Source organism: Roseicyclus sp. (assembly GCF_965662675.1).
In the GTDB taxonomy this organism is placed as follows: domain Bacteria; phylum Pseudomonadota; class Alphaproteobacteria; order Rhodobacterales; family Rhodobacteraceae; genus Roseicyclus.
On the sequence record NZ_CBFIIK010000085.1, the window covers coordinates 1 to 12,262 of the forward strand.

Sequence of the window (12,262 nt, forward strand, 5' to 3'; positions counted from 1 at the left end):
GGGCAGGTCTTCAGCGATCAGCCCGGGACCGAAGATCAGTGCCGCCTCGGCATGCAACCAAACAGCGGCCTGTGCCGCGCGCATCGGCGGCACACCACGCGCCAACAGGCCCGCGATCATGCCTGCCAGCACATCGCCTGATCCCGCGGTCGCAAGCCATGGCGTAGCGCGCGCGCCCGTTGCCGCATGCACCGCGCAATGGCCCGCAGGGTCGGCGATGAGGGTGTCGCGCCCCTTGAGCAGCACAATGCACCCCGCCCGTTTGGCCGCCGCACGCGCTGCCGCGATCCGTGAAAAGGCCGGGCCGCGCGACGCAGGGCGCGCCAGCATTTCGGCCAAATCGGGGAAAAGCCGTGCAAACTCGCCATCATGCGGCGTGATGATGGCATCGGCATGCAGGGCTGCGAACAATGTGTCCGGCTGATCGCCAAAGGCGCTCAGTGCATCGGCATCAAGCACAGTGGGCCGGCGGGAGGCAAGGGCGACAGGCACCAAAGACGCGGCAGGCGCGAACCCCAACCCCGGCCCAAGGCAAAGCGCGCCGATCCGACCATCATCGAGCATGGTGGCAAGCTCTGCCGCCTCGTCGCACTGACGCAACATGATCGCGGTCAGCTGCGCGGCGCATTCCGCCATCGCCGCAGCCGGGGCCGCCACTGTCACCAGACCGGCGCCGATGCGCAACGCCCCCCGCGCCGCCAGCCGCGCCGCACCCGATCGCCCAAGCCCGCCCGAAAGGACCAGCGCGTGGCCATGATCATACTTGTGCCCGGCTTGCTTGAGGATGTCCGAGGGCGCAGGCGCATCCATAAGCCACAGATCGTCCAGCGGCCCACCCTGCCCCAATCCAATGTCGCAAACCACCACCCGGCCGCAGAAATCGGGGCCGCCGCCCAGCACATGGCCGGGCTTGTGGCTATGAAAGCTCACCGTCAGCTCGGCCCGAAAAGCCGCGCCGCGCGCCTGCGCATCGGTCAGCATGCGCCCGGAATCGGCGCAAAGCCCAGATGGGATATCGACTGCGACCCGGTGCCAGCCGTGATATGCATCGGTGTCGAAGGGCATCAGCACGCCCTGCGCGAGATCCGGTCCCAGCCCACGCGTCAGCCCCGTGCCGAAAAGCGCGTCGACGATCAAACCCGTACCGCCCCGCAGGTCGGGCTGGCCCGTCAGCGGCAAACTGCCGACCGCCCCCATTGCTTGCCAACGCGCGTGGTTCAGGGCCGCATCCGGTGGCAAATGCGCGGGATCGCCTAGCAAGAAAACCTCCACCTCCCAACCCCAGCCCTTGAGCAGCCGTGCGATGACGAACCCATCACCGCCGTTATTGCCCGGCCCACACAGCACGATTGCGCGCCCCGGAACCTGCGCCATCGCGGGCCATTGGACAAAGACGGCATCGACCACGCCGCGCCCTGCCCGCTCCATCAGTTCCCGGCCCGTGGCCCGACCGCTGGCGATTGCGGCGTGTTCGATGGCCCGCATCTGCGCGGCGGTCACGAGGCTGATGCCAGCTGGTGTTTTCATATCGCTCACTTGTTCGACAATATGCCTAATTTTTAATCACAGCCTGTCAGAATCCCGCGCGTCGCGCCCGTTCTGGATCGTAGCGCATGGATTCCCCCCGCGCAAAATGGTGTCAGGGTTCCGCACATACGAGGAGGCCTGGGCCACATGAAAAAGATCGAGGCGATCATCAAACCCTTCAAGCTCGACGAGGTGAAGGAAGCGCTGCAGGAGATCGGCATTCAGGGCCTCAGCGTCACCGAGGTGAAGGGCTTTGGCCGTCAAAAAGGCCATACCGAGCTTTACCGCGGTGCCGAATATGTCGTTGATTTCCTGCCCAAGGTGAAGATCGAGGTTGTGCTGACCGACGACATGGTCGATGCCGCGATCGAGGCGATCATCAGCGCCGCCAAAACCGACAAGATCGGCGACGGCAAGATCTTCGTCTCCGATATCTCGCAGGCGATCCGCATTCGTACCGGCGAAACCGGCGACGACGCAATTTAAACCGCTGGCCGTCGGGCGCGTAACGCACCGCACGGCCATGTAACCACACGACCATTACGTCAGGGGAAGGTCACGATGAGCAAAGAACACCTTTTGAAGATGATCAAGGAAGAAGGGGCGGAATACGTCGATATCCGCTTCACTGATCCGCGCGGCAAGCTGCAGCATGTGACGGTCATGTCCGACCTCGTCGACGAGGACTTCATTGAAGAAGGCTTCATGTTCGACGGCTCTTCGATCTCCGGTTGGAAGGGCATCGAAGCCTCTGACATGAAGCTGATGCTCGATACCGAAAGCGCCTATGTCGACCCCTTCTATGCCGAGAAAACGATCTGCGTGCATTGCAACGTGGTCGAACCCGACACGGGCGAGGCCTATAACCGCGATCCGCGCGGCATCGCGCTCAAGGCCGAAGCTTATCTGAAGTCGTCGGGCGTGGGCGACGCAGCCTATTTTGGCCCCGAGGCCGAATTCTTCGTCTTCGACGATGTCCGCTATGCCGTATCGATGAACAAGGTCTCCTTCGAGGTCGACGCGGTCGACGGCGCATGGAACACCGACACCGAATACGAGATGGGCAACACCGGCCACCGCCCCGGCATCAAGGGCGGCTATTTCCCGGTCAACCCGATCGACCCGGCACAAGACCTGCGGTCTGAAATGCTGTCGACGATGAAGCGTATCGGCATGAAGGTCGACAAGCACCACCACGAGGTGGCATCGAACCAGCACGAGCTTGGCCTGATTTTCGGCACGCTCACCAAGCAGGCCGATGACATCCAGAAATACAAGTACGTCATCCACAACGTGGCGCATGCCTATGGCAAGTCGGCAACCTTCATGCCCAAGCCGATGGCCGGCGACAACGGCACTGGCATGCATGTGAACATGTCGATCTGGAAAGACGGCAAGCCGCTGTTTGCAGGCGACAAATATGCCGACCTGTCGAACGAGGCGCTGTATTTCATCGGCGGCATCCTCAAGCACGCCAAGGCGCTCAACGCCTTCACCAACCCCTCGACCAACAGCTACAAGCGCTTGATCCCCGGCTTCGAAGCCCCCGTTCTGCGCGCCTATTCGGCCCGCAACCGCTCGGGCTGCGTGCGTATTCCGTGGACCGAAAGCCCCAAGGCAAAGCGCGTCGAGGCCCGCTTCCCCGATCCGTCCGCAAACCCCTATCTGGCCTTCTCTGCACTGTTGATGGCTGGCCTCGACGGGATCATGAACAAGATCCACCCCGGCGACCCCTCGGACAAGGATCTTTACGATCTGCCCCCCGAAGAGCTGGCATCGATTCCCACCGTCTGCGCATCCTTGCGCGAAGCGCTGGAAGAGTTGGAAGCCGATCACGACTTCTTGCTCAAGGGCGGCGTGTTCGACAAGGATCAGATCGAGGCCTACATCGCCCTCAAGTGGCAAGAGGTTTACGCCTTCGAGCACACACCTCACCCGATCGAATACAAGATGTATTACAGCTGCTAATCGGCAGTTGGATCAAGCGAACGGGCGCCCTTGGGCGCCCGTTTCGTTTCGTGCAGGCTGCAGCGCCAAGGACGCCGCGATCAGAATCGCCCGAAACGGCGGATCATCTGCATCGCCTTCTTGGTGCGGTTGCCGTTTTGTTGGGCTTGGGCTTGTTGCTCGGGGGTTGCATCGGCGCGGCCCTGCGTCAGCTTGTCGATCCCTGCGTTCATGCCGCGATTGACGACTTGGCGGACCACCTGCCGGATGACCATGTTGATGACACGTTCCATCTCACTGACCTCGTTACTCACATGCAGACCCGGATTGGGCCGCTCATACTTGTCTGACACCAAGATATAGCAAAAATACGGCAAAGTCAGGTTGCCGTTTATTGGCCCTCATCATCGACGAGATCATCGTCATCATGATCGTCGCGCATGGCCATTTCCGCGTCATCTTCAAACATGTCGCCCGTATCGCTTTGACCAACCGCCTCGGGCTCGGCCCCTTCGGGTGGGCGGCTTTCCAAAAGCCCCGCTTCGCGCAATTCCTTGAGGCCGGGCAGATCGCGCGCCGATTCCAGCCCGAAATGATCAAGAAATCCCTGCGTCACCACATAGGTGACGGGGCGGCCGGGCGTCATGCGGCGGCGCCCGAAGCGCACCCATTCCATCTCGATCAACTGATCGACCGTGCCCTTGGAGGCCGACACGCCCCGGATCTCTTCGATCTCGGCGCGGGTAACGGGCTGGTGATAGGCGATGATCGCAAGCGTCTCGATCGCGGCACGCGACAGCTTGCGGGTTTCGACCGTTTCGCGCGACATCAAGAAGCCCAAGTCAGCCGCCGTGCGGATCGCCCAAGCATCGCCCACGCGCGCCACCGTTACGCCGCGCCCCTCGTAGCGCTTGCGCAAGAGCTGCAAGGCCTCGGCGGCATCGCAGCCGTGGGGCATGCGCGCCTCCATCTCGGCCACGCTCAGCGGGCGGGCGGCGGCAAAGAGCATCGCTTCGACCATCCGCTCTTGCTCGGCCAAGGGGGGGGCGCGAAACAGGCTTTCTTCGCGCACGGGTTTGGGCGTGTCCGTCATCTATTCGTCCCTACGACGCAATTCGATCGGCGAAAAGGTCTCCGATTGCCGGATCAGCACCTTGCCCGCCTTGGCCAGTTCCAAAGCGGCCGCGAAACTCGCCGCCATGGCCGAGCGGCGCCGTTTGGGATCGCCACGCCATTCGGTGGGCAGATAGCTGGAAAGATCGGTCCAATCGCCAGCATAGCCGATCATCCCGCGCATCCGGTCAAGCGCCTGCTCCATCGTCAGCACATTGTCACGGTCCATGACGAAGGGACGAAACTCATCGCGGGTGCGGATGCGGGCATAGGCCTGCATCAGGTCCAACAGACCTGCGGTGTAGGTGATGCGCCTTGCGGTCGCGACTTCTTGTTCCTCGCCACGGGCAAAGCGGTCCTGCCCCAGACGGTCGCGCGCCATGAGCTTGGCGGCGCAATCGCGCATCGCCGCCAGCCGTTCGAGTTGAAAGGCCAGATAGGCCGCCATCTCTTCGCCCGAAGGCCCATCCTCGGTCGGGTCGGGCGGCAAGAGCAGGCGCGATTTCAAGAATGCCAGCCATGCCGCCATGACGAGGTAATCGGCCGCCAATTCGATCCTGAGCGCGCGCGCCTGGTCGATGAAGGTCAGATATTGCTCGGTCAATTGCAGGATCGACACCTTGCGCAGATCGACCTTTTGCGTCCGCGACAGCGTCAAGAGCAGGTCGAGAGGCCCCTCGAACCCGTCCACATCGACAATCAGCGCCTCGGCCGCGCGGCGCGAGGCGACAGCGTCCCATTGGGTGTCCGCATCATTGGCGGGCACGGGCGTGTCAGCCATAGACCTCTCCGTCCAGAAGATCGGCAAGGTCGGCTTCCACGGCAGCGATGTCAAGCGGCGCGGGATGGCTGCGTTGGGCAAGCGCGCGCGCGCAGCGCGCCTGCGCCGCACCTTCCAGATCGCCGGCATCGGCCAGAACCAACGCCATCTCGGCGCGATCGCCATTGCAATGCAGGATCAGATCGCAGCCCGCGGCACGCGCGCGGGCCGCACGCTCGCCGATCGGTCCGGGCAGCGCCCCCATCGAGAGGTCGTCGGTCATGAGCGCCCCATCAAAGCCGATCTGGTCGCGGATCTTGTCGATCAACATGCGCGAGAATGTGGCGGGCAGATCGGGGTCGATCGCCTCGTAGACGATATGGGCGGTCATGCCCAAGGGCAGATCGGCCAAGGGTTTGAAGGCCGCGAAATCGACCCGCTCCAGTTCCGCAAGCGGCGCGCTGACACGCGGCAGGCTGAGGTGGCTGTCCACCTCGCCCAGACCATAGCCGGGCAAATGTTTCAGCACAGGCAATACGCCGCCCGCAACCAACCCTTGCGCCACGGCTCGGCCCGCGCCGATCACCGTATTGGGTTCGGTGCCGTAAAGCCGGTTGAGCAAAACCGGATGCGTCGTTTGACGCGCGACATCGGCCAAGGGCATGCAATTCACATCGATCCCCATCTCGCGCAATTCATGCGCGATCAGCCGGGCGCGCAGATACATGGCACGCGCTGCGCGTTCGGGGCCTGCTTGCGCCATCTGCTCCAGGGCAGGTCGCCACTGCCGCCAGTAAGGGGCGCGCATGCGCTGCACCCGTCCGCCCTCTTGGTCGATCAAGATCGGCGCGTCACGCCCAACCGCCGCGCGCAGATCGGATGTCAGCGCCAAAAGCTGGGTGGGGTCTTCGATGTTGCGGGCGAACAGGATAAAGCCCCAAGGCTGGGCTTGCGCGAAAAAGCGCGCTTCATCGGGGGATAGGCGCGGGCCTTCGCAACCAAGGATCGTGGCCGAAAGCCCGGACATGCGCGCTACCTGACCGTTACGGGGATGCAAGGCGCGTTGCGCGCCACCAAGGCCGCGCAAAACCGGCGCGATGCCGCGAGATCCTCGAAGCCATGGGCGCGCAGACGGTAGAACGCCGCGCCGCCAGAACTTGCCGATTGGATCACCCGCGCGCGGCCTTCGAAATAATCGGGAAATTGCACAAGCAGACGGTCCCATTCGGCCTGCGCAATCTCGGGGCTGTCGAATGCACCCAATTGCACAAGGCGCGTACCCTCGGCCAATTCCGCCCCATCCAATTCGCGCACCGCCGCGCCCAGTGGGCCTGCAACCTCGGCCATGCTGGCGGAGGCAAGGATCGTCGTGGGCCGCACCGGCGGGCGGATCGACAGGCTGACACCCGGAACTGAGGCTGCAATGACCCCCGATGGCGCCGTTGTCCCCTGTGGCGGCGCCGGTTGCGGCGCGATGCTGACGCCAGCCATCTCGGCGGCTATCGGATCATCGTTTTCGACAAGCGGCGTATCGGCGCCACGCGCCATCAAGACATCGATCAACTCTTGGGTCTGGCGCGAGGCGGCTTCCGGCGTAGGGCTGGGCTGATCGATATCGGCGGCAAGCGAGGCCGAACTCATCGCGACGGCGGTCAATTCAACCGGCGGCGGTGCCAGCACCAAAGTATCGGGCACATCGGCGGCTGCCGCACCCTCGGCAAGGCGGTTAACGGCAAGGCCCTGATGGTCGGCTTGCGTGCCGCCGGGATCTTCGGGCGCGCTGCGCATCGGCCCTTCGAGCGCGCGGATCACCGGCACCCCCGAGACATCCCGCGACGCCAGTTGAAACGCCCACACAGCCATACCAACAACCAAGCCCAGCGACACGAACGCGCCGGCCCAATTCACGATCTGTCCGACCTGCGACATCACGGGCGCTGACGCGCCATGCCCGTCCGATGCCCCAAAACCGCGATCATCACCGAATGATCCGATGTTTGCCATATCCTGCTACGCCTGCTCTTGGTCCCCGTTTATGCGCCTTTCAGCACCGGGGTTTGCCTCTACGATCCGGCCGACAGGAGGTCTGATGCCTCACATTTTATCGGCAGGCCGCACACCCAAGATACCAAGACCGTTGGAAATAACAATCGCCACGGCACTGATCATGGCAAATTTCCCACGGCTTGTGGCCGGATCATCCTCCTGCAAGAAACGCAGCGTAGGCGCGCCATTGCCCTTGTTCCACAGCGCGTGGAAATCGCTGGCCAGCTCGTAGAGGTAAAAGGCGATACGATGGGGCTCATGCGCCTCAGCGGCACTTTCGACCAGCCGCGGCCAATGGGCGAGTTTGGCCACCAGCGCCAATTCCGCCGGATCGCTGATCGCGGCCAGATCATCGGCACCGCCCGGCACGATCCCGATCTCGGCCCCTTTGCGCAGCACCGATTGGACACGCGCATGGGCATATTGCACGTAAAAGACAGGGTTATCCTTGGATTGCTCGCGCACCTTGTCGACATCGAAATCCAAGGGCGCGTCGTTCTTGCGCGTCAGCATCACGAACCGCGTCACATCCGCGCCTACCATCTCGACCACATCGCGCAAGGTGACGAAGGTTCCAGCGCGCTTGGACATTTTCAGTTCTTGATCGCCGCGCTTGAGGCGCACCAACTGCATCAGCTTGATATCGAGCGGCACGCGGCTGCCCGACAGCGCCGCGACCGCGGCCTTCATCCGTTTGACATAGCCGCCGTGATCGGCGCCGAAGATATCGATCAACTCGTCAAAGCCGCGGCTGATCTTGTCGTAGTGATAAGCGATATCAGGGGCGAAATAGGTCCATGCGCCATCCGATTTCATCACCGGGCGGTCGACATCGTCACCGAAATCGGTCGATTTGAAGAGCGTCTGCTCGCGCGGCTCCCAATCCTCGGGGGTCTTGCCCTTGGGCGGTTCCAGCACGCCTTCATAGATCAGGCCCTTGCCGCGCAGATCATCGAGCGCCGCTTCGATCCGGCCGGTGCCATAGAGCGACTTCTCGGAGTAGAACACATCCATCGCCACGCCAAGCATGGCCAGATCCTCGCGGATCAACTCCAGCATCCGGTCTGTGGCAAAATCGCGGATCGCCGTCAGCCAGACGGCTTCATCTTTCCCCAAATACGCATCGCCCACCTCGTCCTTGAGCGCTTGACCCACCGCGATCAGGTAATCGCCGGGATAGGTGCCATCGGCAAAGGCGACCTCTTGGCCATGCGCCTCAAGATAGCGCAGATAGACGGAGCGGGCCAAAACATCGACCTGCGCGCCGCCATCGTTGATATAGTATTCGCGCGTCACATCATGGCCGGTGAAATCCAGCAGCCGCGCCAAGGCATCGCCGAAAACCGCGCCGCGGGTATGGCCGACGTGCAAAGGGCCCGTCGGATTGGCCGAAACATATTCGACATTGATCCGCCGCCCGTGGCCCATGTCGGACCGCCCATAGCCCGCGCCTTGTGCAAGGATCGTGGCGATCACGCCCCGCCATGCCTCGGCGGTGAGCCGCAGGTTGAGAAAACCCGGCCCCGCCACCTCGGCGCTGGCGATGCGCGCATCTTGTGCCAGCTTCTCGGACAAGACGGTCGCGATCTCGCGCGGGTTCATGCCCGCGGGCTTGGCCAGCACCATCGCCGCATTGGTCGCCATATCGCCATGCGCCGCGTCGCGCGGCGGCTCGACGGCGACGGCGCGCATATCGAGGCCCGCGGGCAAGCGCCCCTCGGCGCGCATCTCATCGAGCGCGGCAAGAACCGTGGCATGAATATCGGCAAACATCGTCATTTCCAGATCCTCGGGTCGGTTGCCAGCCTAGTATCACGGCAACGCCAGAGGTCAATCAGGCGTGGCGCGCAAAGCCCGCTTGCTCACCCATAACCACCCTGCCCCACGGCTTGCCCGCCGCAGAATTGGCTATGGGTCAAAAGCGCGAAACGGTCGGTCATGCCTGAAATATAATCGCATACGATCCGTGCCAAGGCCGTCTCATCGCCCATGATCGCCGCCACATCATTGCGCCATTGCTTGGGCAATAGCTCGGGATGGGCCATGAAATGGGGAAAGAGGTCGCGCACCACGCCCGTAACTTCCGCGCGCATCACAACAACCGAGGGCGCGCGATACATGCGCTCGAACAAAAAGGCGCGGATTACCTTCAGATCTTCGAAAACACCTTGCGAAAACCGAATGATCGGCCGACCCGCCGCGCGGATGTCATCGGGGCTGCGCGGATCGAGCGCCGCCAGTTCCGCTTGTGCATAGCCGATCACATCCTCGACCAAGACGCCGAAGAACCGGCGCAGCGCCTCGTGGCGGCGGCGGTAGTAATTCAGACCGGGATAGGCCGCATCGACCGCGGCAAAGCAACGATCAAGAACGGGGAGGCGCGCCAATTCATCGGTCGAGAACAGCTCGGCCCTGAGGCCATCATGCAGATCGTGATGGTTATAAGCGATATCATCGGCGATGGCGGCGACCTGCGCCTCGGCGCTGGCATGGGTGGCTAGCTCAAGATCATGCAACGCGCAGTATTCGGCCAAGGCCCAAGGCGGCGGTGGCGCCACCGGGCCGTTATGTTTTGCAATCCCTTCAAGGGTTTCCCAACCGAGGTTCAAGCCGTCGAATTCGGCGTAATGGCGTTCGAGATGGGTGACGATGCGGATCGCCTGGGCATTGTGATCGAAGCCACCGAAAGGGGCCATCAAATCCTGCAACGCATCCTCGCCCGTGTGGCCAAAGGGTGGATGGCCCAGATCATGAGCCAGCGCCACGGCCTCGGTCAGATCCTCGTCCAGCCCCAATGCGCGCGCGATAGTGCGCGCCACCTGCGCCACTTCGATCGAATGGGTCAGGCGTGTGCGGAAATAATCGCCCTCGTGCTCGACAAAGACTTGCGTCTTGTGCTTGAGGCGGCGAAAGGCCGAGGCATGGATGATCCGGTCGCGGTCGCGCTGAAAGGGCGAGCGGAAGGTGCTTTCCTCCTCGACCACGCGGCGGCCACGGGTCAGGCGGGGGTCACAGGCATAGGGCGCACGCATCGGTTGCTTCCGGTTCTTGTCGGCATCGACTTGGTTCATATATGCTATGGACACCGAATGCGACAGCGCCGCGAAGGACTTCGCCAATGACCCTGACACTGACCCTTCCGCCCAAGGTGACGCCACGCGCATTCGCGCGGCTTGCCGAAATCAACGCCGCAACAGGCGAGGCCAAGGCGCTGCGCATTGCGGTCGATGGGGGGGGATGTTCCGGTTTTCAGTATGATATCCGCCTCGACGACCCGGCCACAGATGATCTGATCTTGGAAAGCGACGGCCAAAAAGTCGTGGTCGATAGCGTCTCTTTGCCTTTCCTTGCCGATGCGGTGATCGATTTCACCGAAGAGTTGATCGGCGCGCGCTTCACCATCGCCAACCCCAACGCAACCTCGTCTTGCGGCTGTGGGACATCCTTCTCGATGTAAGCTTGCGCCCCATGCCTGTGCATGGGAGACCCGGCAAGACAGAGGGACATGACGGGGCAGGCCATGAAAATCGCGACGTTCAACATCAACGGGATCAAGGCGCGCTTCGAGGCATTGAGCGACTGGCTGGACGCGTTCAAGCCCGATGTGGCACTGCTGCAGGAAATCAAATCCGTCGATGAGGGTTTCCCCCGCGAACATTTCGAGGATTTGGGCTACCGCGTCGAAACACACGGCCAAAAGGGCTTCAACGGTGTGGCGATCCTGTCGCGTTTACCGCTTGAGGATGTCAGCCGTGGCCTACCTGGCGACGAGACCGATGAACAAGCCCGCTGGATCGAAGCCACCGTGATGGGCGACAAGCGCGCGGTGCGGGTTTGTGGGCTCTACCTGCCCAACGGCAACCCCGCGCCGGGGCCGAAATACGAATACAAGCTCGCCTGGATGACCCGGATGGAGGCGCATGCCCGCACCCTCCTCGCCGATGAGGCGCCGCTGGTGTTGGCGGGCGATTACAACGTCATCCCCCAAGACATCGACGCCGCCCGCCCCGAAGTCTGGCGCGAGGATGCGCTGGCCTTGCCGCAAAGCCGCGCGGCCTTTCGTCGTTTGCTCAACCTCGGTTTCACCGAAGCGATCCGCACACGCATGACCGCCCCCGGCCTTTACAGCTTTTGGGATTATCAGGCCGGCGCATGGGAAAAGAACAACGGCATCCGCATCGACCACCATCTGCTTAGCCCGCAGGCCGCCGATCTGATGGTCGATTGCGGCATCGAAAAGGCCGTGCGCGGACGCGAAAAACCCTCGGACCACGTCCCCGTCTGGATCGAACTGGACGCCTGAGCGATCCGGGATAAGGCACGCGGCAACGCCGCCTCACCGATTTTTCGGGCGATGTCATCAAATCATCATCTCCCGTAACACGCCCGTCACAGAGTCACATTAAGCGCTGCGGCCAAGGGTGGCCGCGAGGGCTGTCCTTTCATGTCCAGACAGATTGACGCGCCGGGCGACCGGCCGGAGGAGAGTCCGATGACGTTCAACAAGATTGCAGCGGTAAGCACCGTCAGCCTGCTTGCCTTGGGCAGCGCCGCACAGGCCCAGACCCAGATCGATTGGTGGCACGCCATGGGTGGCGAGCTTGGTGAAAAGACCGAGGCGCTGGCCACCGCTTTCAACGCGGCGCAAAGCGACTTCGTCGTGGTTCCCAGCTATCGCGGCAGCTACACCGAAACGATGACCGGCGCGATCGCGGCCTTCCGCGCAGGCGAACAGCCCGATATCGTGCAGGTCTTCGAGGTCGGCACAGGCACCATGATGGCCGCCGAGGGCGCGATCGTTCCCGTCTACCAGCTGATGGCCGATGCAGGCGTCCCCTTTGAACCCGCAGGCTTCTTGCCCGCCGTCGT

The 12,262-nt window shown here is 63.0% G+C and carries 12 protein-coding genes and 1 pseudogene; 5 read left to right on the top strand and 8 right to left on the bottom strand.

All coding sequences use genetic code 11. The features are described 5' to 3' along the window. Nucleotides 1-1,527, bottom strand: a 1,527-nt coding sequence (locus ACTG4J_RS11700) for an NAD(P)H-hydrate dehydratase (RefSeq protein ID WP_439139714.1), incomplete at its 3' end; no start/stop codon positions are given. Nucleotides 1,528-1,674: 147 nt separating this feature from the next. Between ACTG4J_RS11700 and ACTG4J_RS11705 the strand changes: the two genes are divergently transcribed. Continuing rightward, nucleotides 1,675-2,013 (top strand): P-II family nitrogen regulator, encoded by a 339-nt coding sequence (locus tag ACTG4J_RS11705; protein WP_213685067.1) that lies wholly within the window; start codon nucleotides 1,675-1,677, stop codon nucleotides 2,011-2,013. 75 nt (nucleotides 2,014-2,088) lie between these two features. Beyond that, a complete protein-coding gene (gene glnA / locus ACTG4J_RS11710; protein WP_439139715.1) occupies nucleotides 2,089-3,495 on the top strand; it encodes a type I glutamate--ammonia ligase in 1,407 nt (468 codons plus the stop codon). A gap of 80 nt (nucleotides 3,496-3,575) precedes the next feature. On the opposite strand, the gene ACTG4J_RS11715 is transcribed toward glnA, so the two are convergent. The 7 genes from ACTG4J_RS11715 to ACTG4J_RS11745 all read right to left on the bottom strand — a co-directional run bounded on the left by ACTG4J_RS11715 (nucleotide 3,576) and on the right by ACTG4J_RS11745 (nucleotide 10,425). Further along, a complete protein-coding gene (locus tag ACTG4J_RS11715) occupies nucleotides 3,576-3,827 on the bottom strand; it encodes a hypothetical protein (protein ID WP_439139717.1) in 252 nt (83 codons plus the stop codon). 38 nt (nucleotides 3,828-3,865) lie between these two features. Continuing rightward, the gene (gene scpB, locus ACTG4J_RS11720) at nucleotides 3,866-4,567 is read right to left on the bottom strand and encodes an SMC-Scp complex subunit ScpB (RefSeq protein WP_439139719.1); all 702 of its coding nucleotides are present in this window, start codon (nucleotides 4,565-4,567) and stop codon (nucleotides 3,866-3,868) included. Then, nucleotides 4,568-5,368 (bottom strand): segregation and condensation protein A, encoded by an 801-nt coding sequence (locus tag ACTG4J_RS11725; RefSeq protein ID WP_439139721.1) that lies wholly within the window; start codon nucleotides 5,366-5,368, stop codon nucleotides 4,568-4,570. It abuts the gene before it with no gap. After that, entirely contained in the window at nucleotides 5,361-6,374 is a 1,014-nt protein-coding gene (locus tag ACTG4J_RS11730) for a glycoside hydrolase family 3 N-terminal domain-containing protein (RefSeq protein ID WP_439139723.1), read from the bottom strand. Before ACTG4J_RS11730 ends, ACTG4J_RS11725 begins: the two co-directional genes overlap by 8 nt. Nucleotides 6,375-6,379: 5 nt before the next feature. After that, nucleotides 6,380-7,351, bottom strand: a complete 972-nt coding sequence (locus ACTG4J_RS11735) for an SPOR domain-containing protein (protein WP_439139725.1) — start codon at nucleotides 7,349-7,351, stop codon at nucleotides 6,380-6,382. A 90-nt stretch (nucleotides 7,352-7,441) separates the two neighbouring features. Then, complete coding sequence (argS, locus tag ACTG4J_RS11740) at nucleotides 7,442-9,172, bottom strand: arginine--tRNA ligase (RefSeq protein ID WP_439139727.1); 1,731 nt, start codon at nucleotides 9,170-9,172, stop codon at nucleotides 7,442-7,444. An 83-nt stretch (nucleotides 9,173-9,255) separates the two neighbouring features. Continuing rightward, on the bottom strand, nucleotides 9,256-10,425 hold the full coding sequence (locus ACTG4J_RS11745; RefSeq protein WP_439139733.1) for a deoxyguanosinetriphosphate triphosphohydrolase: 1,170 nt from the start codon (nucleotides 10,423-10,425) through the stop codon (nucleotides 9,256-9,258). A gap of 86 nt (nucleotides 10,426-10,511) precedes the next feature. On the opposite strand from ACTG4J_RS11745, the gene ACTG4J_RS11750 reads away from it, so the two are divergent. From ACTG4J_RS11750 to ACTG4J_RS11760, 3 genes and pseudogenes are all read left to right on the top strand, one after another. Then, on the top strand, nucleotides 10,512-10,850 hold the full coding sequence (locus ACTG4J_RS11750; RefSeq protein WP_439139729.1) for a HesB/IscA family protein: 339 nt from the start codon (nucleotides 10,512-10,514) through the stop codon (nucleotides 10,848-10,850). Between the two features lie 63 nt (nucleotides 10,851-10,913). Then, nucleotides 10,914-11,696 carry an exodeoxyribonuclease III gene (xth, locus tag ACTG4J_RS11755; RefSeq protein WP_439139731.1) on the top strand — a complete coding sequence of 261 codons (783 nt, stop codon included), beginning with the start codon at nucleotides 10,914-10,916 and terminating at the stop codon, nucleotides 11,694-11,696. A gap of 189 nt (nucleotides 11,697-11,885) precedes the next feature. Next, a pseudogene (locus ACTG4J_RS11760) lies at nucleotides 11,886-12,262 on the top strand (sn-glycerol-3-phosphate ABC transporter substrate-binding protein UgpB); the annotation flags it as partial.

Bases quoted from the DNA above. Each gene is read 5' to 3' on its own strand.
- ACTG4J_RS11735 (WP_439139725.1), bottom strand. From the start codon at position 7,351: ATGGCAAACATCGGATCATTCGGTGATGATCGCGGTTTTGGGGCATCG.
- argS (WP_439139727.1), bottom strand. From the start codon at position 9,172: ATGACGATGTTTGCCGATATTCATGCCACGGTTCTTGCCGCGCTCGAT.
- ACTG4J_RS11730 (WP_439139723.1), bottom strand. From the start codon at position 6,374: ATGTCCGGGCTTTCGGCCACGATCCTTGGTTGCGAAGGCCCGCGCCTA.
- scpB (WP_439139719.1), bottom strand. From the start codon at position 4,567: ATGACGGACACGCCCAAACCCGTGCGCGAAGAAAGCCTGTTTCGCGCC.
- glnA (WP_439139715.1), top strand. From the start codon at position 2,089: ATGAGCAAAGAACACCTTTTGAAGATGATCAAGGAAGAAGGGGCGGAA.
- ACTG4J_RS11725 (WP_439139721.1), bottom strand. From the start codon at position 5,368: ATGGCTGACACGCCCGTGCCCGCCAATGATGCGGACACCCAATGGGAC.
- ACTG4J_RS11705 (WP_213685067.1), top strand. From the start codon at position 1,675: ATGAAAAAGATCGAGGCGATCATCAAACCCTTCAAGCTCGACGAGGTG.
- ACTG4J_RS11750 (WP_439139729.1), top strand. From the start codon at position 10,512: ATGACCCTGACACTGACCCTTCCGCCCAAGGTGACGCCACGCGCATTC.
- ACTG4J_RS11745 (WP_439139733.1), bottom strand. From the start codon at position 10,425: ATGCGTGCGCCCTATGCCTGTGACCCCCGCCTGACCCGTGGCCGCCGC.
- xth (WP_439139731.1), top strand. From the start codon at position 10,914: ATGAAAATCGCGACGTTCAACATCAACGGGATCAAGGCGCGCTTCGAG.